19 protein-coding genes are annotated in these 20,856 nt (G+C 63.1%); 11 read left to right on the plus strand and 8 right to left on the minus strand.

Features of this window, described 5'->3' with window-relative positions; all coding sequences use genetic code 11:
- Positions 1–114: 114 nt before the first annotated feature.
- The 4 genes from ACYG9Y_RS23125 to ACYG9Y_RS23140 all read left to right on the plus strand — a co-directional run bounded on the left by ACYG9Y_RS23125 (position 115) and on the right by ACYG9Y_RS23140 (position 4,926).
- Positions 115–1,332 (plus strand): urate hydroxylase PuuD, encoded by a 1,218-nt coding sequence (locus tag ACYG9Y_RS23125; RefSeq protein ID WP_023683499.1) that lies wholly within the window; start codon positions 115–117, stop codon positions 1,330–1,332.
- A 2-nt stretch (positions 1,333–1,334) separates the two neighbouring features.
- Positions 1,335–2,651, plus strand: a complete 1,317-nt coding sequence (gene guaD / locus ACYG9Y_RS23130; RefSeq protein WP_023683500.1) for a guanine deaminase — start codon at positions 1,335–1,337, stop codon at positions 2,649–2,651.
- 312 nt (positions 2,652–2,963) lie between these two features.
- Positions 2,964–3,470 carry a heme-degrading domain-containing protein gene (locus ACYG9Y_RS23135; protein ID WP_023683501.1) on the plus strand — a complete coding sequence of 169 codons (507 nt, stop codon included), beginning with the start codon at positions 2,964–2,966 and terminating at the stop codon, positions 3,468–3,470.
- Positions 3,471–3,645: 175 nt separating this feature from the next.
- Positions 3,646–4,926, plus strand: a complete 1,281-nt coding sequence (locus tag ACYG9Y_RS23140; protein WP_023714575.1) for a glycerate kinase type-2 family protein — start codon at positions 3,646–3,648, stop codon at positions 4,924–4,926.
- Between the two features lie 276 nt (positions 4,927–5,202).
- Here ACYG9Y_RS23140 and ACYG9Y_RS23145 read toward each other — a convergent pair whose 3' ends face one another.
- From ACYG9Y_RS23145 to ACYG9Y_RS23160, 4 genes are all read right to left on the minus strand, one after another.
- Positions 5,203–6,672, minus strand: coding sequence for a UdgX family uracil-DNA binding protein (locus ACYG9Y_RS23145; RefSeq protein ID WP_023714573.1), 1,470 nt, complete (start codon positions 6,670–6,672; stop codon positions 5,203–5,205).
- A 2-nt stretch (positions 6,673–6,674) separates the two neighbouring features.
- Entirely contained in the window at positions 6,675–7,910 is a 1,236-nt protein-coding gene (locus ACYG9Y_RS23150) for a putative DNA modification/repair radical SAM protein (protein ID WP_023714572.1), read from the minus strand.
- 119 nt (positions 7,911–8,029) lie between these two features.
- On the minus strand, positions 8,030–9,415 hold the full coding sequence (locus ACYG9Y_RS23155) for a glutamine synthetase family protein (protein ID WP_023714571.1): 1,386 nt from the start codon (positions 9,413–9,415) through the stop codon (positions 8,030–8,032).
- A gap of 35 nt (positions 9,416–9,450) precedes the next feature.
- A complete protein-coding gene (locus ACYG9Y_RS23160) occupies positions 9,451–10,818 on the minus strand; it encodes an aspartate aminotransferase family protein (RefSeq protein WP_023739646.1) in 1,368 nt (455 codons plus the stop codon).
- A 155-nt stretch (positions 10,819–10,973) separates the two neighbouring features.
- Between ACYG9Y_RS23160 and ACYG9Y_RS23165 the strand changes: the two genes are divergently transcribed.
- Positions 10,974–11,426, plus strand: a complete 453-nt coding sequence (locus tag ACYG9Y_RS23165; RefSeq protein ID WP_023714569.1) for a hypothetical protein — start codon at positions 10,974–10,976, stop codon at positions 11,424–11,426.
- Position 11,427: 1 nt separating this feature from the next.
- Here the strand turns inward: ACYG9Y_RS23165 and ACYG9Y_RS23170 are convergent, their stop codons facing one another.
- Together ACYG9Y_RS23170 and ACYG9Y_RS23175 are read right to left on the minus strand one after the other, a co-directional pair.
- Entirely contained in the window at positions 11,428–12,402 is a 975-nt protein-coding gene (locus ACYG9Y_RS23170; RefSeq protein ID WP_023714568.1) for a WD40 repeat domain-containing protein, read from the minus strand.
- 125 nt (positions 12,403–12,527) lie between these two features.
- On the minus strand, positions 12,528–13,583 hold the full coding sequence (locus tag ACYG9Y_RS23175) for a CobW family GTP-binding protein (protein WP_023739647.1): 1,056 nt from the start codon (positions 13,581–13,583) through the stop codon (positions 12,528–12,530).
- 421 nt (positions 13,584–14,004) lie between these two features.
- Here ACYG9Y_RS23175 and ACYG9Y_RS23180 point away from each other — a divergent pair, with 421 nt between their 5' ends.
- Positions 14,005–14,475, plus strand: coding sequence for a MarR family winged helix-turn-helix transcriptional regulator (locus tag ACYG9Y_RS23180; protein WP_023671361.1), 471 nt, complete (start codon positions 14,005–14,007; stop codon positions 14,473–14,475).
- A gap of 10 nt (positions 14,476–14,485) precedes the next feature.
- Here the strand turns inward: ACYG9Y_RS23180 and ACYG9Y_RS23185 are convergent, their stop codons facing one another.
- Positions 14,486–15,349, minus strand: coding sequence for an AraC family transcriptional regulator (locus ACYG9Y_RS23185; protein ID WP_023711333.1), 864 nt, complete (start codon positions 15,347–15,349; stop codon positions 14,486–14,488).
- 46 nt (positions 15,350–15,395) lie between these two features.
- Here ACYG9Y_RS23185 and ACYG9Y_RS23190 point away from each other — a divergent pair, with 46 nt between their 5' ends.
- Positions 15,396–15,803 (plus strand): DUF2000 family protein, encoded by a 408-nt coding sequence (locus ACYG9Y_RS23190; protein WP_023739648.1) that lies wholly within the window; start codon positions 15,396–15,398, stop codon positions 15,801–15,803.
- Here the strand turns inward: ACYG9Y_RS23190 and ACYG9Y_RS23195 are convergent.
- Complete coding sequence (locus ACYG9Y_RS23195) at positions 15,800–16,588, minus strand: alpha/beta fold hydrolase (RefSeq protein WP_023739649.1); 789 nt, start codon at positions 16,586–16,588, stop codon at positions 15,800–15,802. The genes ACYG9Y_RS23190 and ACYG9Y_RS23195 overlap by 4 nt on opposite strands.
- 128 nt (positions 16,589–16,716) lie before the next feature.
- Here ACYG9Y_RS23195 and ACYG9Y_RS23200 point away from each other — a divergent pair, with 128 nt between their 5' ends.
- From ACYG9Y_RS23200 to ACYG9Y_RS23215, 4 genes are all read left to right on the plus strand, one after another.
- Positions 16,717–17,658: a LysR family transcriptional regulator gene (locus ACYG9Y_RS23200; RefSeq protein WP_023739650.1), complete on the plus strand. Its 942-nt coding sequence runs from the start codon at positions 16,717–16,719 to the stop codon at positions 17,656–17,658.
- Positions 17,659–17,851: 193 nt separating this feature from the next.
- Positions 17,852–18,736: a DMT family transporter gene (locus tag ACYG9Y_RS23205; protein ID WP_032923956.1), complete on the plus strand. Its 885-nt coding sequence runs from the start codon at positions 17,852–17,854 to the stop codon at positions 18,734–18,736.
- A 64-nt stretch (positions 18,737–18,800) separates the two neighbouring features.
- The gene (locus ACYG9Y_RS23210; protein WP_023671355.1) at positions 18,801–19,823 is read left to right on the plus strand and encodes a LacI family DNA-binding transcriptional regulator; all 1,023 of its coding nucleotides are present in this window, start codon (positions 18,801–18,803) and stop codon (positions 19,821–19,823) included.
- Positions 19,820–20,800 carry a 2-hydroxyacid dehydrogenase gene (locus tag ACYG9Y_RS23215; RefSeq protein ID WP_023739652.1) on the plus strand — a complete coding sequence of 327 codons (981 nt, stop codon included), beginning with the start codon at positions 19,820–19,822 and terminating at the stop codon, positions 20,798–20,800. The genes ACYG9Y_RS23210 and ACYG9Y_RS23215 overlap by 4 nt, the downstream gene beginning before the upstream one ends.
- Positions 20,801–20,856: the final 56 nt, after the last annotated feature.

The raw sequence follows: 20,856 nt of genomic DNA on the forward strand, positions 1-20,856 counted from the left end.
GCGTACGTGGTCAGCCTAGTATTTTCCATTTTTTTTTGAAAGTCATCGTACACCTCGCCTCTTTTCGTTTGCGCCCCACACCGTAAAGTCAGCCGATCGGCAGGACGATTTCACATGATGGATTTCGCGATTTTCTGGGACTGGCTGAGTTTCGCCGTGCGCTGGCTGCACGTCGTCACCGGCATCGCCTGGATCGGCTCGTCCTTCTATTTCGTCGCGCTCGACCTTGGCCTGCGCCAGCGCCCCGGCATGCCGGTCGGCGCATTCGGCGAGGAATGGCAGGTGCATGGCGGCGGCTTCTACCACGTCCAGAAATATCTGGTGGCGCCGGCCGAAATGCCGGAACACCTGACCTGGTTCAAGTGGGAATCCTACGCCACCTGGCTGTCCGGCTTCGCCATGCTGTGCGTGGTCTACTATGCCGGCGCCGATTTGTTCCTGATCGACCCCAATGTGCTGCCGATGTCGGTGCCGGTCGGCATCCTTTTGTCGATGGCCACCATCGGCGTCGGCTGGGTAGTCTACGATCTGCTCTGCCGCTCGCCGCTCGGCAAAAGTGACACCGGACTGATGCTGGTGCTCTACGGCGTGCTGGTGTTCATCGCATGGGGTCTGACGCATCTGTTCACCGGCCGCGCCGCTTTCCTGCATCTCGGCGCCATCACCGCCACGATCATGTCGGCCAATGTCTTCATGGTGATCATTCCAAACCAGAAGATCGTCGTCGCCGACCTGATTGCCGGCCGCAAGCCCGACCCGAAATACGGCAAGATCGCCAAGCAGCGCTCGCTGCACAACAATTACCTGACGCTGCCCGTGCTGTTCCTGATGCTGTCGAACCACTATCCGCTGGCGTTTGCGACGGAGTTCAACTGGGTCATCGCCTCGCTGGTGTTCATCATCGGCGTCTTGATCCGGCACTATTTCAACACCGTGCATAAGCGTGCCGGCAACCCCCACTGGACCTGGATGGCGGCTGCGGTGCTATTCGTCATCATCATGTGGCTGTCGACAGCGCCGAAAATACTGACCGGCGAGCCCAAGGCATCCGCCGCGGCCGAAGTCTATATCGCCTCGTCGCATTTCCCGGCGGTGCGCGACACCGTGCTTGGCCGCTGCTCGATGTGCCATACGGCCGAGCCGGTCTATGAAGGCATCTACCATGCGCCGAAGGGCGTGATGCTCGACACCGACGCCAGCATTGCCGAGCATGCGCGTGAAATCTATTTGCAGGCCGGGCGCAGCCACGCCATGCCGCCCGCCAACGTCACCCAGATCAGCGACAAGGAAAGGGCGCTGCTGGTCGCCTGGTTCGAAGGCGCAGGGAAATAAGCATGACTTCGACACTTCTGCGCGGCCGCACGCTGAGCTTTTTGCGCTTGCCCGAAGCCATCACCGACCATGCCGCCTGGCGCTATGAGGAGGATGGCGGCCTGCTGATCCGCGATGGCCGAATCGTTGCCGCCGGCGCCTACGCTGATGTGGAAAGGCAGGCTGGCGACGGTGCGAAAAAGATCGATCATCGGCCGCATCTGTTGCTGCCAGGCTTCATCGACGCGCACGCGCATTTTCCGCAGATGCAGGTCATCGCCTCCTATGGCGCCGAACTGCTCGACTGGCTGAACACCTACACCTTTCCCGAAGAGACCAAATTCGCAAATGCCCAGCACGGCCGCCGCATCGCGCGGCTGTTTTTGGATGAAATGGTGCGCCACGGCACGACGACGATCGCCGCGTATTGCTCGGTGCACAAGGCCTCGGCCGAGGCGTTCTTTGCCGAATCGCACGCGCGCGGCATGCTCAACATTGCCGGCAAGGTGATGATGGACCGCAACGCGCCGGCAGGCGTGCTCGACACACCGCAATCGGGCTATGACGACACCAAGGCGCTGATTGCGGAATGGCACGGCAAGGGCCGCCAGCTTTATGCGATCACGCCGCGCTTCGCCATCACCTCTTCGCCCGAACAGTTGGAGATGGCCGGCGCGCTCTGCCGCGAGCATCCCGATCTGCATATGCAGACGCATCTGTCGGAAAACCACGCCGAAATCGCCTTCACGCAAAAACTCTATCCGCAGGCGCGCGACTACACCGATGTCTACGAGCAGTATGGCCTGCTGGGGCCAAAGAGCCTGTTCGGCCACTGCATCCATCTCTCGGAACGCGAGGCCGATGCGCTGTCGGACAGCGGCTCGGTGGCGGTGTTCTGCCCGACCTCGAACCTGTTCCTCGGCTCCGGCCTGTTCGATTACCAGCGCTTTCGGCGCCGCGACAAGCCGCTGCGCATCGCCGCGGCCAGCGATGTCGGCGGCGGCACCAACTATTCGATGCTGCGCACCATGGACGAGGGCTACAAGGTGATTGCGCTGAATGGCGAAAAGCTGAACCCGTTCCAGTCCTTCTGGCAATTAACACGTGGCAATGCCGAGGCGCTGTCTGTGGCGGACAAGGTCGGCACGCTGGATGAAGGCACCGACGCGGACATCACCGTGCTCGACGCCCGCGCCACGCCGGCGATGCGGCTGAGGATGGAGACTGTGGAGACGCTGGCGGAGGAGCTGTTCCTGCTGCAGACATTGGGCGACGACCGCGCGGTGCGCGAGGTCTATGTTGCGGGGCGGCCGGCCAAGATCGATATGATCGTGGGGTAGGACCCATCATCCGCGCGGGACAAGATGATGATTCCGCCTGGTTGCCAAGTGGTTCCCCCACTCCGTCGCCGCTTCGCGGCGCCAACTCTCCCCCCTCCGGAGGGAGAGGAAGGGAGCCTTTGCTTCGGAGGACGGGCGCCGGTTCGGACAGCTTGGCGCCCTTCCTCTACCCCGTCGATCGGGGGAGAGGTGTCGAGAGAAGCTCGACGGAGTGGGGGGCGACCCTGGCGGGGCAAGACCACCACCGCGACGAGACCTTGACCGGGCGGAGCTTGTCGTACACACGATTTGTGACTGACTTCGGAGAACAAAATGGCCGCTGCCGACGACATCGCTCTGATCCAGAAACAGGAAGAGACACTGGTCTTCCCGGCCTTCGACGAGGCCGTCGCGTTCAAGATCGGCGCGGCGATCCGAGAGCGGGCGCTGGCCGAAAAGCTGCCCATCATTGTCGATATCAGGCTGTGGGATCGGCCGCTGTTCTATGCCGCGCTGCCGGGTTCGAACGCCTCCAACCCCGATTGGGCTCGACGCAAGATCAATGTGGTCAAGCGCTACCTCAGGAGCACCTATCGCCTGGTGCTGGAACAGCAGCGACCGGACCGCACCTTCAAGGTCGGCGAGGGGCTGGATATTGCTGATTACGTACTGGCCGGCGGCGGGTTTCCGGTGACTGTAAAGGGGGCTGGCGTGATCGGCGTCATCGCCGTCTCCGGCCTGCCGGAACGCCAGGACCACGGCGTCGTCGTCGATGCACTGTGCGATCATCTCGGCGTTGATCGGACACAATTGGCGCTGCCGCCGGAAGATAAATCGTGACGCTAGCGCTGCCCCTCATCCGCCTGCCGGCACCTTCTCCCCGTATAGTGACGGGGAGAAGAGAAGCACCCCAACGCCGGCGAACCCCTCTCCCCGTCTCTATACGGGGAGAGGGTAAGGGTGAGGGGCGGCGCCGGCTTTTCGGAAGCTCGCAAACCGCGGATGGCGGCCAATTATGACCGTGCTCGACCCAAAATCCTTTCTCATCTCGATCTTCAATGCCGCTGTTGCCGCTGCCGATCCGGAACGAACGATCAGGGATCACCTTCCGGCCAAGCCGAAGGGCCGCACCATCGTCATCGGCGCCGGCAAGGGCTCGGCGCAGATGGCGGCCGCGTTCGAGAAGGTGTGGGATGGCCCAATCGAAGGGCTGGTCGTCACCCGCTACGGCTATGGCGCCAGATGCGAGCGCATCGAAATCATCGAGGCGGCACATCCGGTACCGGACGCTGCCGGTCTTGAGGCGTCGCGGCGCCTGCTCGAAAAGGTGCAAGGGCTGACTGCGGACGACCTGGTAGTAGCGCTGATATCGGGCGGAGGATCGGCGCTGCTGCCGTCGCCTGCCGCCGGCCTGACGCTCGCCGACGAAATCGCCGTCAACGAGGCGCTGCTCGCCTCCGGCGCGCCGATCGCGGCCATGAACACCATCCGCAAGCATGTCTCAACCATCAAGGGCGGCCGGCTGGCAGCTGCCGCCTGGCCGGCCAAACTGGTATCACTGGTTGTCTCTGACATTCCCGGCGACAACCCGGCCCTGGTGGCCTCCGGCCCGACCGTGCCCGACTCCGGCAACCGCGCCGATGCGCTGGCCTCGATAGCGGCCTATGGCATGAAGCTGCCCGACGCCGTCATGGCGCACATCAACTCGCCAGAGGCCGATGCGTCAGATCCGGATGACCAGCGCTTTTCACGCAATGAAGTGCACCTGATCGCCTCGGCTGGCGTATCGCTGGAAGCGGCAGCCGCTGAGGCAAAACGGCAAAGCATCGAAGCCGTCATCCTCTCCGATTCCATCGAGGGCGAGGCGCGCGAGGTCGGTGGCGTGCATGCAGCCATTGCGCGCGAAGTGGCGAGGCGCAACCGGCCGTTCCAAAAGCCGGTGCTGATCCTGTCCGGCGGCGAGACGACCGTGACTTTGCGGGCCCCTGTTGACGGAAAAAGGGGCAAGGGCGGCCGCAACTCCGAATTCCTGCTCGCCTTTGCCATCGGCATCAGCGGCGCGGAAGGTATTCATGCACTGGCCGCCGATACCGACGGCATCGATGGCTCGGAAGACAATGCCGGCGCCTTTGCCGATGGCTCAACTGTCTCGCGCATGCGTGCCGCCGGCATCGACACCAAGGCGATGCTGGCCGGCAACAATGCCTGGACGGCGTTCAACGCGATCGGCGATCTGTTCGTGCCGGGGCCGACGGGTACGAATGTGAATGATCTGAGGGCAATCCTAATCAGTTAATTCGGCCGTGGCGGCCGAAGTTTCCAACGTTGGATTCACGACCGTAGGTGATTGGCTGAAGCCACTCAGCTTCGTCATCCGTGGGCGAAGCAGGAGCGAAGCTCCGTCGCGAAGCCCCGGGTCCATTCCGTGATGTTAGCCGTCGAGCGCAGCGGAGCAGAATTCTGCACCGTAGCAGCGTCCAAACGTCGCGGCATGAATCCTCGGGTCTGCGCTGCGTCGCTTCCCTCCTTGCTCCGCCCGTGGATGACGATGTCGCTGAGGCTTTCGCTCATCTCACGACCCCATAAGCCGCTTCACCTCTCTCATATCGCTGAGAAACCGCTCGCGCTCTGCCTCCTTGTCCGCCGGCTCATGAATACGCAGGATGAAGGAAGGATGGATGGTGATGAACACGCGCAAACCGTCCTCGCGCTCGATCACCTGGCCGCGCATTTTCGTCACAGCAATGGCCTTGCCCAGCAGCGACAACGCCGCCGTTGCCCCAAGCGCCACGGCGAGGTCCGGCTTGATCAGCTCAAGCTCCCGGCCGATCCACCAGCGGCAGGCCTGGACTTCGCCGGTATTTGGCTTCGAGTGGATGCGGCGCTTGCCGCGCGGCTCGAACTTGAAGTGCTTGACGGCGTTGGTGACGTAGACTTTTTGCCGGTCGACGCCTGCGTCATCGAGAATTGCATCGAACACTTTGCCCGCTGGCCCGATAAAAGGTTTGCCGGCGAGATCTTCCTGATCGCCAGGTTGTTCGCCGACGAAGACCACTTTGGCGTCATCCGGCCCCTCGCCGAACACGGTCTGTGTCGCGTCGCGCCAGAGCGGGCAGCGACGACAACCCTTTGCAGCCTCGCGCAAATCGGAAATCGTCTTGGCATCGTCTTCATCCGGCGCCTCGGCCGGCTCGGGCTTCGGCCAATGTCTTGCCTGCAGCTTGGCGTGGTGCGGCGCCGGCGTTGTCGGCAGTCTGGCAATCATATCCCTGGCGGCCTCGTCCGCTCCTGCGATCAGATCTGGAATGAGCGAGGCCTCGGGAAGGTTCCGCCAATATTTCTTCGGCATCTCCTTCTGCATCGCCTTCACCTTGAGCCGCGCCGGGTTGAAGATGTTTTCGAAATAGGTCAGCCACAACGCCTCGGTGTCGTCCTGATCGGGTGCATCGCCCTTGGCCGCACCCGGCCCGATCGCCAGCCTTTCGCCGTTCCAGTCGGCGGAGGCATAGGGCGTCAGGATGGTCCAGCGCATGCCGGTGAACCGCCGGACGAAGAAATCCGCGTTGCGCTCGACAATGAAATGCTCCGGCTCGAACCAGGCGACGTAGCGCTCGTTCTCGCCGTCGCCGATCTTCCGGAAGCGTACGAAGGCATGCATCTTATGGCTGTCGCGCCGCACCGCCTTTTCCATGGCTTCGAGCCGCCTGGTGTCGGGATCGGATACGATCGCCAGCAGTTTCGGCTCGGTGCGCAGGCGCCAAAGCATCCAGTAGAGAAAGGCAAACCGGCCGGGGTCGGAGTGGCAGAAGGCGGTTTCGGCATGGGCGATGAACTCGCGCGGGACGGTAAGCTGCGCGCCCTCTGGCACCGCCGGCAAGGCATCTTGAGGATCATTGGCGTCGGACCCGACACCCCAACTAATATCCTCAGGCCGGACCTCACTCAGCGCCAGACGCCGTGCCGCATCGCGCCAACCGGCGAAATCGGTCTGGCTCGCTAGCCGGACAGTGTATCGGGCAAGGTCGAGCTGAGCCGGCTGCATGGTCAAAACAGCGACAGTTGTTCGCAGGACTTTACGATCGTGTCGCGCAGGCCTGTCTTGTCGGTGAGTCCGCCCGGCGACCAGCCTTCGGCGATGATGAAGGGCCTCAGCTTGGCGATCGAATGGCAGATCCGTCCGACATCTTCCAGCCGCATGCGTCGGTGGCGGCGGGTTTCAAGGATCTTCGCCACCACCTTGGTGCCCAGACCCGGAACCCGCAGCAGCGCTTCCCGATCGGCGCGGTTGATGTCGACGGGAAACCTCGCCCGATTGCGCAAAGCCCAGGCGAGCTTGGGGTCAATGGCGAGATCGAGCATGCCGTCGCTGCTGCCGGCGAGGATTTCCGGCTGCGAAAAGCCGTAGAAGCGCATCAGCCAGTCGGCCTGATAGAGCCGGTGCTCGCGCATCAGCGGCGGTTTCTGCAGCGGCAGCGACGATGACGAATCCGGGATCGGGCTGAAGGCGGAGTAATAGACGCGCCGCAGATGGTAGCTGCCATAGAGCCGCGCACTGGTGTGCAAGATGCCGTCGTCGGATGTCTTGTCGGCGCCGACGATCATCTGCGTCGACTGACCTCCGGGCGCAAAGCGTTCGCGCTTCTTGGTCCTCAGCGTCGGCTCGGCTTTTTCCTCCATCTTCCGGCGCAGGTTCGCCATGGAAAGGCGGATCGTTTCCGGCTTCTTCTCCGGCGCCAGTTTCTTGACGCCCTCATCGGTCGGCAGTTCGACGTTGATAGACAGCCGGTCGGCGTAGAGCCCGGCCTGCTCGACCAGTTCGGCCGAGCTTTCCGGAATGGTCTTCAGATGAATATAGCCGGAGAATTTTTCGTCCAGCCGCAGCCGCCGCGCCACCTCCACCATCTCGGCCATGGTCTCGTCCGGGGAGCGGATGACTCCTGAGGACAGGAAGAGGCCCTCGATGTAGTTGCGCCGGTAGAAATCCATGGTCAGCTTCACCACCTCCTCGATGCTGAAGCGGGCGCGGCGCACATTCGATGACGAGCGGTTGATGCAGTAGCTGCAATCGTAAATGCAGAAATTGGTCAGCAGGATTTTCAGGAGCGAAATGCAGCGGCCATCCGGCGCGTAGGAATGGCAGATGCCCATGCCTTCTGTGGAGCCGATACCGCCGGATTGGAGCGAATCCTTCTTCGCCGACCCAGACGAGGCGCAAGAAGCATCGTATTTGGCGGCGTCTGACAGGATCGCCAGCTTTTCACGGACGGTGCGTGCGCTCATCCGTTCATGTTATGTTCTAGACGGCTGCAGCGCCACCTCATTTGATGCAGGCGGCGAAAAAGTGATCGCCGCCTGATCGTCGGGCTAGCAGGACGACTGCCCGTGTTCCAGGCGGTCTCTCAGACCTCATGGAGGTAGAGGTGGTAATCCAGCTCGCTGACGGTGCGGGCGACGCGCAGATACTCCGACTGCTTGATCGCCACGAAGGTGCGATGCAGATCCTCGCCAAGCGCCTCTTTCAGGAAGCTCGAGGCCCGCGCCGCCTCGATCGCGGCGCGCCAGTCGACCGGCATGGTCGTGCGCGTGACGGCGGCTTCATAGCCATTCCCAGTGGTTTCGGGGCCGGGGTCGAGGCCTTCGTCCAGACCCTTGATGATGCCGGCCAGCACCGTTGCCGCGATCAGGTAGGGATTGGCGTCGACGCCCGACGGCCGGTGCTCGATGCGCCGATTCTTAGCGTCGCCGGCCGGCACGCGCAGCGCCACCGAACGGTTGTTGACGCCCCAGGTCGGCGCCACCGGCGCATAGGACTGCGAGACGAAGCGCCGCCAGGAATTGGCGTGCGGCGCAAACACCAGCATCGATTCGGCCATGGTCTGGATCAGCCCGCCGAGCCCCTGAAGCAGCGGCAGCGACCAGCTTTCGCCGCCGGCTTCGGCAAAAATGTTGCGGCCGTTCTTGTCCTGCAGCGAAACATGGAAATGCATGCCGGAGCCGGCATATTTTTCGATCGGCTTGGCCATGAAGCAGGCGGTAACACCATGGCGGCGCGCCTGCGCCCGCACCAGCCGCTTCAACATGACGAGGTCGTCGGCCGCCCGCATGACATCCTTGCGATAGTTCAGCGTCAGCTCGTACTGGCCGGGCGCGTATTCGGAAATCACCGTTTCGGCCGGAATGCCTTGCGCCTTGGCCGCGGCATAGATGTCGGAAAACAGCGGCTCCATGCCGTGCAGATGGTCGACGGAATAGACTTCCGTCTTGGCCGAGCGGCGGCCGTCGAGCACGGCGTCCGCCGGCTTTACCTTGCCGTCGGCGTCACGCTCATTGGCAAGCAGGAAAAATTCGAGTTCGAAGGCGCCGGCGGGATAGAGGCCCTTGGCCGCCAAGATGCCGACCTGCCTGGCCAGCGCCAGCCGTGGGTCCGACGACATAGGCTGTCCCTCGAGATGGTACATCGCCATCAGCAACTGGCCGCGCGGCGGGTTCGTGCCGTAAAGCGACACCAGCGTGCCGGGGATCGGCCATGCCCTGAGATCGCCGTCTCCAGTCGTCCAGATCAGCCCGGTTTCGTGCACATCCTCGCCGGTGATGTCGAGGCCGAGGATCGAGATCGGCATGTGGCGGCCGCCCTCGAAGATGCTTTTCAGCTCATGCCGGCGCACGATCTTGCCGCGGCCGACCCCGTTGGCGTCGGTCAAGACGATATCAAAGGCTTCGATTTCGGGATGGGCGTCGAGAAAGGCTTGCGCCTCGGCGGGCGTCGAGCCCGAAGGTGAAGTCATGATTAGTGTACTCGAGTTTGGCTTGGCAGCTTGTCTCATGCCGTCAGCCTTGCCGCAACCGTGGCGAAGGCGGTGATCAGCCGGTTGACCTGGGCGCCGGTGGTGGCCGGTGAGATCAGCATCATGTTGTGAAAGGGAGCGATCAGCACGCCCTGGTTGACCAGCGCGACATGGATAGCCGCCTCAAGCTCCGGCGCATGGGCAGTCTCGGCTTCGGCGCCGTTCCTGAGCGGGCCAGGGGCGCAGATGAACTCGACGCGGGCGCCGACGCGGGCGACATGCCAGGGCAGATTGTAGCGATCGATGACGCCGGTCAGCCCGGCATCGAGCCGCAGGGCGAGGCGATCCATCCGGGCATAATTCTCCTGCGTCATCACCTCTTCGAGCGTTGCGCGCATGGCTGCGAACTGCAGCGGGTTCGCCGACAGCGTCGTGCCCATGCCGGAATAGCCCGGCTCCTTGGTTCGATTGTAGTCGGCATAGCGCGAGGCGACCTCGTCGCTCATGCCCCACACGCTTGCCGGCACGCCGCCGGCGATCGGCTTGCCCAGCACGAACAGGTCGGGCTGTAGTCCGAATTTCCTGGTGTAGCCGCCGGGTCCAGTCGAAATCGTGTGCGTCTCGTCTATCAGAAGCAGCGTTCCGGCCGCGCGCGTCAGTTTGCGCAAGGCGTCGTGAAAACCCGGATCGGGCAGCACCATGCAGGAATTGGTCAGCACCGGCTCAGCAATGACGCAGGCGACATCCTTGTCCTTGAGCGCTGCTTGCAGCGCGGCGACATCGTTGAATTCAATGACCTTCGCCGTCTTGGTCAGGTCGCGAAACTCACCCGCCAGCCCCGGCCGATTCACGGGCTTGCCGTCGACCATCCGGACCATCGTCTCGTCGACCGAGCCGTGATAGCAGCCGTTGAAGACCAGTATCTTTTCGCGGCCGGTGACGGCGCGGGCGACGCGCAGCGCGAAGCGGTTGGCGTCGGTGGCGGTGGTGGCGATCTGCCAGAACGGCAGACCGAAACGCTGTGGGAGCAGCGGCCCGATGGCCAGCGCATCTTCCGAAGGCAGCATATAGGTCAGGCCGCGCCCGGCCTGGCGGCGGATGGCGCGCGCCACCGGCGGCGGCGAATGGCCGAACATCGAGCCGGTGTCACCGAGGCAGAAATCGTCCAGCCTGTTGCCGTCGATATCCGTGATGGCGGCGCCCTTGGCGCTTTCGACCAGGATCGGGAATGGCGTCGGCCAGTCGTTCATCCAGTGCATCGGCACACCGCCGAAGAAGCCTGGCAGGCCGTTACCGACCTTGGCCTGCGATTTCGGCCGCGCCTCGCTTGTCCGCAATGCAGCGATGCGGTCACGGCTGATACCGCCGATGGACGCCTTTGAATAACTGTTCGTGCTGTGCATGAAATCCCTCTCGGCCGGCACACTACCCAATTGGCGACGGCAACCGCAATTGGCCGTGTTGGTGCGCTGCATTGGGTCAGCAGCAAGTTCGGCAGACTTGACCTTCCGGCGCAGTCGGGCGCCAATGCGATCGGGTCTGTGGTTTGGGGAGAAAAATGCGGACGATCATCTGCGCTATTGCGCTACTCTTGTCGGCCGCTGCGGCTTCCGCATCGGGCGGCGTCTGGTGTTCCGTCGATGACAAAGCGGTGCAATTCGAGGTCGGCGCCGGGGTCACCAGAGGTATGGGCGGCCCGACCTTCAATTTTCGCGGCGATCTCGAGATACTTGGCCGGCCGGAAGGCGACAGTCTACGCAAGACCGTCTTCGAGGATTCCGACCTCACCCAGTACTGGCTGGACGACAAGGAGTTGCGGCTGAACATCTACCACGAGCATCAGCTCGGCGATAAATTCAACTCTGTCGAACTGACGATCCTGACCAAGACCAGTGACGAGGGCGTCTATGGCGGCCGGTACACGCTTGCCGTCTACGACAACGCCGCCGACACGGAACAGGACGGCAAGCCGAAAGAATTGACCGGCAAGGTGTCGTGCGGAGCCGAATAGGTCACGCCGAGATATCGATGACGCCGCAGTCGCCGGCGGCACTGCCGAAGGCGACCCGGCGCTCTTCCTTGTCCCACATCATCGCGGTGATGGCGCCCATGCCCGGGCGGCGCAACAGCACCTCTTTGGCATCGGCAAAGCGCACCGCCATGACCATGCCGTCATCATAGCCGACGGCGACGACATCCTGGCTCGGATGGCAGGCAACCGATGTCACCATGGCGTTGCCGCGCGTGCCGAGCTCCAGCGGCGCCTTGCCCATCGGGCCGTCCTTGCCCGAAAACGGCCAGACGATCGCCGCCGGCGCGCCGGAACTCGCCAGCCACTTGCCCTTCACGCTCCACGACAGGCTTTTGACCTTGCCGGGATAGCCGGTCATGCGCATGTGCTTGCCGTCGGCGAGCTTCCAGCCATGCAGCGCGTTTTCCTGCATGGTGGTGACGAGGAAGGCGCCATCCGGCGAGAAGGTCACGCCGGTATGGGCGCCGGCCCATTCCAGCTCCACCGGTCTGCCCTCGGCGGCCGGGAAATGCAGCGTCGCGCCATTGTAGCGGGCGACGCCGAAGCGCATGCCCTTGGGGGAGAAGGCCAGCGCCTCGACCGAACGTGGATGGGCAAACTCTTTGGTCTTGCCGTCGGCAAAGCGCACGAAGGCAGTCTTGCCTGTGGCATAGGCGATAGCGCCTTGCGGCCCGGCGGCAACGCTGGTGATCCACTTCTTGCCGGCGCTGGCGAGTTCGCTGACATTGCCGCCGGCGGCAACGGCAAAAATCTTGCCGTCCTCGCCGCCGGTGATCAGGCGGTCGTTGGCGGCGTCATGGAACGTGGAGAGCAGGCCGTCATTGGCCTGAATTGTCTTGTGGCCGTTGTCGAGCCTATGAACTGTCCCATCGGCCAGCGCAAAATGCGGCACGTTGTCGAGGAAGACGGCGGCAAGGCAGTGACCTTCCAGGTCGAGGGGAGCAACTGTGGGCATCAGGACCATTCCAATGAAGCTGTCACCACTCCCGGGAAGCCATTGAGGCGGCCAGGCCTGGCGTCAACCTTCCCCTTTGTGGGAGAAGGAAGAGCAGGCAGCGCTAGCGCCATAGAGTCCGGAAATCAAGCCGCCTGGCAGGCGTCAAAGCTCTTCTTCAGCCGCTCGGCGTCAAGCTCGCGGCCGATGAACACCAGCCGGCTCTCATGCTTTTCGCCGTCTTTCCAGGCGCGCTGGTGGTCGCCTTCGATGATCATGTGCACGCCTTGGATGACATAGCGCTCGTCGTCGCCCTTGAGCGCGATGATGCCTTTCAGCCGCAGGATGTTGGGACCTTCCATCTGGGTGATCTTCTCGATCCACGGGAAGAATTTCTTCGGGTCCATCTCGCCGCCGCGCAGCGACACCGACTGCACGGTCACGTCATGGATGTCGGAGGGATGCGCGTGATCGTGATGATGATGGTCGTGATCATGGTCGTGGTGATCGTGCCCGTCATGGTCATGATGGTCGTGATCATGATCGTGCGCCTCGAGGAAATGCGGGTCGTTTTCCAATGCGCGCGACAGGTCGAAGGCGCCGCGGTCGAGCACTTCGGACAGCGCCACGCCGGCGCGCGTGGTGCGGTGGATCCTGGCCGCCGGGTTGATGGCGCGGATGGTCGCTTCGACCTTGGCCAGCTCTTCGGGCGTCACCAGGTCGGTCTTGTTGAGCACGACGACATCGGCGAAGGCGATCTGGTCCTCGGCTTCCTTGGAATCCTTCAACCTGAGCGGCAGGTGCTTGGCGTCGACCAGGGCCACGACAGCGTCGAGCTTGGTCTTGGAGCGCACGTCGTCATCCATGAAGAAGGTCTGCGCCACCGGCACCGGATCGGCGAGGCCGGTGGTCTCGACGACGATGGCGTCGAAGCGGCCGGGACGGCGCATCAGGCCTTCGACGACGCGGATCAGGTCGCCGCGCACCGTGCAGCAGACGCAGCCATTGTTCATTTCGTAGATTTCCTCGTCGGATTCCACGATCAAATCATTGTCGATGCCGATCTCGCCGAATTCATTGACGATGACGGCATAACGCTTGCCATGGTTTTCCGACAGGATGCGGTTGAGCAGCGTCGTCTTGCCGGCGCCGAGATAGCCGGTGAGAACGGTCACGGGGATTTGCGTCTGTGCTTCGCTCATATCTTGCCTCGAAATGGCTGGGCCACGGAATTGCGGGCCGCAAGAAGGGATTGTTGGCCTGATATAGGATGTGTGCCGGCCTTTTGCACGAGGCAAACCGCCTGGGTGTTTGACCCAGGATTGACGAAGCGGATGGGTAGACCCGAGAGGCCGAGTGCGAGGGATGCCGACCATCAACGTGTCGCTGGAAACGCCTCTTCGTTGATCTGTGCTAAGCCGCGCCGCGTCAAACCGTTGCAATCGCCTTGGCGGAAACTCGTTTGTCATCTAACTGAAATAAACATCTGGCATCACCATTTCGAGCACCACAAATGCTTGCCGGCAAAGCTGTTTCGAAAGCCGGAATCTTTTTGATCGTCGATTGCCAACCGGCCGGCTGCGTCTATGCTGCACGCACCGGTACGGCCGAAGAGGGATCACCATGGCCAAGGCGGACAAGACTGCAACGATGAGCCGGCTGCATTCGGCGGCAAGGCTGGCAAGGACCGCGCTGGCGGCGCGGCTTCTGGCGCACGGCTTCTATGCCGGCCAGGACCAGATCATGCTGACGCTCGACCGCGAGGACGGCCAGACGCCCGGCAATCTCGCCGGCCGCCTCGGCGTTCGCCCGCCGACCATCACCAAGACCATCAACCGGCTGCAGGCCCAGGGCTTTTTGGAAAAGCGCGCCTCTTCCGCGGATGCACGCCAGGCGCATATCTTTCTCACCGACACCGGCCGCGAGATCATCCACGCCATCGAGAAGTCGGTGAAGAAGACCGAGAAGCAGGCGTTGAAGGGCCTCGACAAGAAAGAACAGAAGACGCTGTTCAAGCTGCTCGCCCGCATCGAGGCCAATTTGTCGAACGAGGAGCTGGTGCTTGTCGACGACGATGGCGACATCGACGATTGATCTTCCTGGCCTAGGCGGCTACCGAAGGCCCGCGCACCAGGGTCGACCAGCGGCCGGGCGTCAAGCCGAATGCTTTCTTGAAATGCCTGTTGAAATGGCTCTGGTCGCTGAAGCCGGCGCCAACGGCAATCTCGGCCAGCGGCTCGCCCACCTCGATCATCCGTCTTGCCTTTTGCAGCCGGCGCATCAGCAGGAACCGATGCGGGCTGGTGGAATAGGTCGCGCGAAAATGGCGTGACAGCGCATAGCGGTCGAGCCCGGTGACGGCTTCCAGCTCATCGGAACGAACGGACCGCTCGGCATTCTCCTCGAGATAGCCGCGCGCCAGCGCTGCCGCACGCGAGGCCGACTTCCCCATCGGCTTTGCTTTCTGTCCCGCATGACGCCCCAGATGCTGCGCCAGCTCCGCAACGAAATCGGCGACGAACAGCTCGTCCAGTTCCTCATCGAGCGGCGCCAGAGCCGAAAGCAGCGTGCCACGCAAGGCAGGATCGCTGACCACAGCATCCCTGACGAAAGGCAGCGGCGCGCCGTCGAGGCAGTCGAGCAGCAGTGACGGTTCCAGATAGAGGATCCGGTAGCGCAGACCATCCTCGGTCCCGGCGCCGCCATCGTGCACTTCGTCGGGATGCAGCACGATAACCTGGCCGGGCAGGCTGTGGTTGACAGTCCCCCTGTAGTGGAAGCGCTGCACACCGGAAAGCGTCACGCCGACGGCAAGCGTATCATGACGGTGCAGGTCGAAGGCGTTGCCATGGAAATGCGCCTCGATGCGCTCGATGCCAGCGGTAACAGGCGCCGACACGATCCGGTCTTCATCCGCGCACGAACGTTCAAGACCCTGCGTCGCCTCACCTTCTAGATCGTGCGTCATCACCTATCCCTGCCCTTCATCGGCGTGCTCCGGAGTCCTCATCTTGGTGTTCGATACGAAATTTGCAATCGTGCTGCGGGACGATCTCGCCGTCTGGCAAAAGCTCAACGTCGCCGCCTTCCTGACCAGCGGCATCGTCGCGCAATTCCCCGCCATTATAGGCGAACCCTACCGCGACCGCGCCGGCAACCTTTACAATCCTCTGTCGATCCAGCCGGTCATCGTACTTTCGGCCGATGGGCCGACGCTCAACTCCATCCACCGGAAGGCGCTGGAGCGGGGCGTGACGGGGTCAGCCTATGTCGAGGAGATGTTTGCCACCGGCTTCGATGCGGCCAACCGCGCGGTCTTCGCCGAGTTCGGGCCTGAGGACGCCAAGATCGTCGGCATCGCGCTGCATGCCGACAAGAAACTCGTCGACAAGATCACCAAGGGCGCCCGCATGCACGCCTAATTCAGCAGGAAGCGTGTGACGGCGCTCATGAATTCAGTCGGCCGCTCGACGTTCAGCATATGGACGCCCGGAAGCAGTGTAAGCGTGGCGCCGGGGATGCTGGCTGCGATCGCCTCGCTGTGGCTTGCAAGCGTTACCTTGTCGTCTTCTCCACCGATCACCAGGGTGGGCGCGGTAATGAGGGAGACAGTCCGGCGCAGATCGCAATCGCGTACGGCGGCGAAGCATCCCGCGAGACCTTGGGGCGGCGTCGCCAGGACCATCGCGCGGAACGCGTCGACGGTTTCGTTTGGGCCGGCAAGCATCGAGGCGGGAAACCAGTTGTGCATGAACATGTCCGCGGTGGCCGACATGTTGCTCGCTGCAAGGACAGTACCGATCTGCTCATCAAAGTAAGACGCCGGCCCGAGATGCGGCGAGGTGTTGGAAAGGATGAGACGCTCGATGCGGTTCGGGGCATGGATACCCAGCCACTGCCCTACGAAGCCGCCCAGCGACAGCCCGCAGAAATGCACGCGGGCGATCTGAAGCGCATCCAGCAGCTCAAGGACGTCGCGGCCCAGCCGATCGAGCGAATAGGCTCCGGCCGGAGCATCGGAACTGCCGTGGCCGCGCAGATCATAGCGCAGCACCCGGAAAGATCCGGCAAATTCCGCAAGCTGCCGGTCCCACATATGCAGGTTCGTCGCAATGGAATTCGAGAGCACAAGCACAGGGCCGGCCCCCGCCAGCTGATAGGCGATCCGGCAGCCGTCGCCCGTCGTAAAATAAAGCGTGTCAGTCATCTGGTCCTCATCTCACCCTGGCGAAAGGAGTTCGATGCTCCCGCCGCCCTTTGAATGAGCCACCCTAGGCCTCGTAATTATCCAGGAAAATTACTATGATTGGACAATCTCAGTAGGTTTTGACGATAATGAATGGTCTGAAACTCCACGACCTACGGTGCTTTGACGCCGTGGCAAGCGAGGGCAGCTTCCAGGCGGCCGCCCTTGCCTTGAACCGATCGCATCCATCCGTCTTCGCCGCTGTCGCACGCCTCGAGCAGTTGCTCGGGCTCACACTTCTCGACCGCAGCGGATATCGGGTGGGGCTGACGGAGGCGGGCCGCGAGTTTCACGCGCGAGCGCAGCTGACATTGCGCGAGCTCGACCATCTGCGAACCTATGCGGGCCAGTTGGCGAGCGGCGAGGAGACGGTCCTGCGTGTCGTCATGGGTGATCTGTGCCCGCGACCGCAAATCCTGCCTATGCTCAGCGGCTTCTTTGCCGAATGCACCAGGACACGCCTGCGTCTGGAGTATGAGGCGATCGGCGGTCCGCTCGAACGGTTGATGGAAGGCGAGGCTGACCTCGTCTTCCATCGCGCGGATCCTTCCGATCCGCATCTCGAGCGGATCGATCTCTGCGCGGTGACCCTCGTGCCGGTGGTGGCGCCTGGGTTCCTGCCCTTCGCGCCTGGCCGGGAGATTGCGCCGGAGCAGATGCGGCCCTTCACCCAGTGCGTGATCCGCGACACGGCGCGGCGGCCGTCGCCGGAGAGCTATTTCCTCGTCGACGGTGCGCATCAGTGCTCGGCGCCGGATCATCTGATGAAGAAGGAACTGATCCTTCACGGATTGGCCTGGGGCCATCTGCCGGGATGGCTGATCGAGGATGAACTGCGGGATAGGAGGCTGATCTCGATCGCTGGTGCACATCTGCCCGGCCGGACGGAGACCTTGGCGGCGGTGCGCCGGCGCGACCGACCGCATGGACCCGTCGCCCAGGCGTTGTGGCTTCATCTCCAGGCGCAAATGGCATCCGACGGCAAAGCACCGGGATGTCAGAACGTCGCAGCGGAACGCAAGGCGCCTTAGCTGGCATCGGATTGGGCATCGGATTGGCCTGCGCTGAACCTGTCTCAGACGCCTGTTGTGCCAGTCGCTTTTGGCTTGCCGGGCGCAGGCGATTGCCGCAAAGGTTAAGCGTTGCTCCTCCCTGCCCGGCCTGACATTGAACGTTCCCGCAAAATCAGACGAAAGCGCAACGCCGCCCGCGGCGATGCTGTTCATGCTTTCCACCTATGTCTTTTTCACCTTTCTCGACACATCGAGCAAATATCTGGTCCTGGCCGGCGTCTCGGCGCTGATCGTCGCCTGGGCCCGCTTCACCGTCCATGTCCTGCTTGTCGGCGTCTTCCTGCGCGGCTGGCGCGAGCCGTCGCGCTTCCGCGCCAACAATTTGCCGGCCCACATCCTGCGCGGCGGTCTGTTGTTCGGCTCGACGATGTGCAACGTCATGGCGCTCAAAACGCTTCAACTGGCCGAGACCACCTCGATCTACTTCTTCGGCCCGATGGTGATCACCGCACTTGCCGGTCCGCTGCTCGGCGAATGGGCGGGCTGGCGGCGCTGGCTGGCGATCCTAACGGGTTTTGTCGGCGTGCTGGTCATCACAAGGCCTGGCGTCGGCGTGTTCGGTGTCGGCCACCTCTTCGCGCTCGGCTCCATGCTGTCGAACTGTTTTTACGTCATCATGACGCGCCGCATGTCGGCCAGCGAAAGCTCGGAAAGCCTGATCCTTTTTTCGGCGCTGGCGCCGGCCGTGCTCCTTTTGCCGATGCTGCCGTTCTCGCATCAGCTGCCGCAGGATGGCTGGCATTGGGTCATCCTGGTGATGCTGGGCGTGTTCGGCGCCGGCGGCCACTGGCTTCTGGTGCAGGCCTATCGCCTGGCAACCACCACGGCGCTGGCGCCGTACCCCTATTCGCAGATGGTCTGGATGATCCTGTCCGGCTGGATCATCTTCCACCAGTTCCCCGACCGCTGGACGCTGGTAGGTGCAGCCATCATCGTCGCCAGCGGCCTTTACATCATCCATCGCGAGCACCGTTTGCGGCTGCACAATCGCACGACCGTCGATGCCGAGGCGGAGGCGCTGGCGAAAAAACTTTGATTTGCTCCGAATCCGATGGCATAACGCCGCATTTAAAAAATTTAAAAACTCGGGGAGCGAAGGGCTGGCACAAAAGATCAAGCTTTCGACGATCGCGGATGCGCTTGGCGTGTCCACGGCCACGGTCTCTCTCGCCTTGCGCGACAGCCCGCTGGTCGCAGGCGCCACGCGTGACCGTATCAAGGAGCACGCGCGGGCCATCGGCTATATCTACAACCGTCGCGCCGCCTCATTGCGCACCTCGCGCTCGGGCATTGTCGGCGTCGTCGTGCATGACATCATGAACCCGTTCTTCGCCGAGATCCTGCGCTCGATCGAGAGCGAACTCGACCGCAGCCGGCAGACCTTCATCCTGTCCAATCACTACGACCAGCTGGAAAAGCAACGCACCTTCATCGATACGCTGCTGCAGCTCGGCGCCGACGGCGTCATCATGTCCCCGGCCATCGGCACGCCGGCTTCCGACATCGTCATGGCCGAGGAAAACGGCCTGCCGGCGGTGCTGATCGCACGCAGCGTGGAAGGCGCCGACGTGCCGGTGTTTCGCGGCGACGATGCCTATGGCACGGCACTTGCCACCAATCATCTGATCTCGCTCGGGCACAAGCGCATCGCCATGATCGGCGGCACCGACCAGACCTCGACCGGGCGCGACCGCTACCAGGGCTATCTCAACGCCATGGAGGCCGCCGGGCTTGAGGTCAGGCCGTCCTGGCGCATCGCCGGGCCGCGCACCAAGCAGGGCGGATTCGAGGCGGCTGGACAGTTTCTGGCGCTTAAAGACAAGCCAACCGCCGCTTGCTGCTGGAATGATCTGGTCGCCATCGGCCTGATGAACGGCATTGCCCGCGCCGGCCTGGTGCCGGGCGCCGACATCTCGGTGACCGGCTATGACGATCTCGAGGAGGCGGCAATCGCGACACCGGCGCTCACCACAGTCTGGAATGGCCAGCGAGAGGTCGGCCGCCGTGCCGCCAGCGCGCTGCTCGACAAGCTGAACGGACAGGCGGTACGGCCGTCACAGGAACTGATCAAGCCGGAACTGCATGTGCGCCAGTCGACCGGCAAGCCGGTGGAGCGTGCATGACCAAGACTGATGCGTTGCAGACCGTCGCCGTTCTGGTGCCAGGACATTTCAACGACCATGCGGTCGAGCGCATCGACCGCACCTTCAAGCGGGTCAAGATAGAGCGCGCCGATCCCGCCCTGGTCACCGACGAGATGCGCCATGACGTGCGCGCCATTGCGTCCTTCGCCGGCGTCAATGCGGCATTGATGGATGCATTGCCCAACCTCGAACTCATCGCCTCCTTCGGCGTCGGCTATGATTCGGTCGATGCCGGCCATGCGGCCAAGAAAAACATCATGGTCACCAACACCCCCGATGTTTTGACCGAGGAGGTCGCCGACACCACGATCGGCCTTTTGCTCAACACCGTGCGTGAACTTTACAAGGCCGAGAAATGGCTGCGCGACGGCAGTTGGGTGAAGAAGGGCAACTATCCCCTGAGCCGGCTGACCTTGCGCGGTCGGCATGTCGGCATTTACGGCATGGGCCGCATCGGCCTTGCCATTGCGCGCCGGCTGGAAGCGTTCGGGCTGCCGGTGGCCTACCACAACAGGCGCAAGGTCGAAGGTCTGGCTTATGAATACCACCCGACGCTGAAGGGCCTTGCCGAAGCGGTCGATACGCTGATTTCCGTAGTGCCGGGCGGCGCTTCCACGGAGAAGGCGGTCAATGCCGAAATCCTGGCGGCGCTTGGCGCCAACGGCGTTTTCGTCAACATCGGCCGTGGCAGCACGGTCGACGAGGCAGACCTCGCCGCAGCGCTTGCCAACGGCACCATCGCCGCGGCCGGGCTCGATGTTTTCGCCGATGAACCGAATGTGCCCAAGTCTTTGCTGGAGTCGCCAACCTCGCTTTTGCCCCATGTCGGCTCGGCCTCGCACCATACGCGCCGCGCCATGGCGGATCTGTGCGTCGACAATCTGGTATCCTGGTTCAGCGAGCGCCGGCCACTGACCCCGGTGCCTGAGACGGCGCAAGTCAAGCCACGAAGCTGAGCGGCTCTCTGCCACACTCGTTAACGTTGACTTAACGCTTTGGAATCATTCTGCAT

The sequence above is a fragment of the Mesorhizobium sp. W050 genome, from assembly GCF_054719535.1.

What these genes read in the sequence shown, in the direction of transcription:
- ACYG9Y_RS23125 (WP_023683499.1), top strand. Translation starts at nt 115, where the DNA reads ATGATGGATTTCGCGATTTTCTGGGACTGGCTGAGTTTCGCCGTGCGC.
- guaD (WP_023683500.1), top strand. Translation starts at nt 1,335, where the DNA reads ATGACTTCGACACTTCTGCGCGGCCGCACGCTGAGCTTTTTGCGCTTG.
- ACYG9Y_RS23135 (WP_023683501.1), top strand. Translation starts at nt 2,964, where the DNA reads ATGGCCGCTGCCGACGACATCGCTCTGATCCAGAAACAGGAAGAGACA.
- ACYG9Y_RS23140 (WP_023714575.1), top strand. Translation starts at nt 3,646, where the DNA reads ATGACCGTGCTCGACCCAAAATCCTTTCTCATCTCGATCTTCAATGCC.
- ACYG9Y_RS23145 (WP_023714573.1), bottom strand. Translation starts at nt 6,672, where the DNA reads ATGCAGCCGGCTCAGCTCGACCTTGCCCGATACACTGTCCGGCTAGCG.
- ACYG9Y_RS23150 (WP_023714572.1), bottom strand. Translation starts at nt 7,910, where the DNA reads ATGAGCGCACGCACCGTCCGTGAAAAGCTGGCGATCCTGTCAGACGCC.
- ACYG9Y_RS23155 (WP_023714571.1), bottom strand. Translation starts at nt 9,415, where the DNA reads ATGACTTCACCTTCGGGCTCGACGCCCGCCGAGGCGCAAGCCTTTCTC.
- ACYG9Y_RS23160 (WP_023739646.1), bottom strand. Translation starts at nt 10,818, where the DNA reads ATGCACAGCACGAACAGTTATTCAAAGGCGTCCATCGGCGGTATCAGC.
- ACYG9Y_RS23165 (WP_023714569.1), top strand. Translation starts at nt 10,974, where the DNA reads ATGCGGACGATCATCTGCGCTATTGCGCTACTCTTGTCGGCCGCTGCG.
- ACYG9Y_RS23170 (WP_023714568.1), bottom strand. Translation starts at nt 12,402, where the DNA reads ATGCCCACAGTTGCTCCCCTCGACCTGGAAGGTCACTGCCTTGCCGCC.
- ACYG9Y_RS23175 (WP_023739647.1), bottom strand. Translation starts at nt 13,583, where the DNA reads ATGAGCGAAGCACAGACGCAAATCCCCGTGACCGTTCTCACCGGCTAT.
- ACYG9Y_RS23180 (WP_023671361.1), top strand. Translation starts at nt 14,005, where the DNA reads ATGGCCAAGGCGGACAAGACTGCAACGATGAGCCGGCTGCATTCGGCG.
- ACYG9Y_RS23185 (WP_023711333.1), bottom strand. Translation starts at nt 15,349, where the DNA reads ATGACGCACGATCTAGAAGGTGAGGCGACGCAGGGTCTTGAACGTTCG.
- ACYG9Y_RS23195 (WP_023739649.1), bottom strand. Translation starts at nt 16,588, where the DNA reads ATGACTGACACGCTTTATTTTACGACGGGCGACGGCTGCCGGATCGCC.
- ACYG9Y_RS23200 (WP_023739650.1), top strand. Translation starts at nt 16,717, where the DNA reads ATGAATGGTCTGAAACTCCACGACCTACGGTGCTTTGACGCCGTGGCA.
- ACYG9Y_RS23205 (WP_032923956.1), top strand. Translation starts at nt 17,852, where the DNA reads ATGCTTTCCACCTATGTCTTTTTCACCTTTCTCGACACATCGAGCAAA.
- ACYG9Y_RS23215 (WP_023739652.1), top strand. Translation starts at nt 19,820, where the DNA reads ATGACCAAGACTGATGCGTTGCAGACCGTCGCCGTTCTGGTGCCAGGA.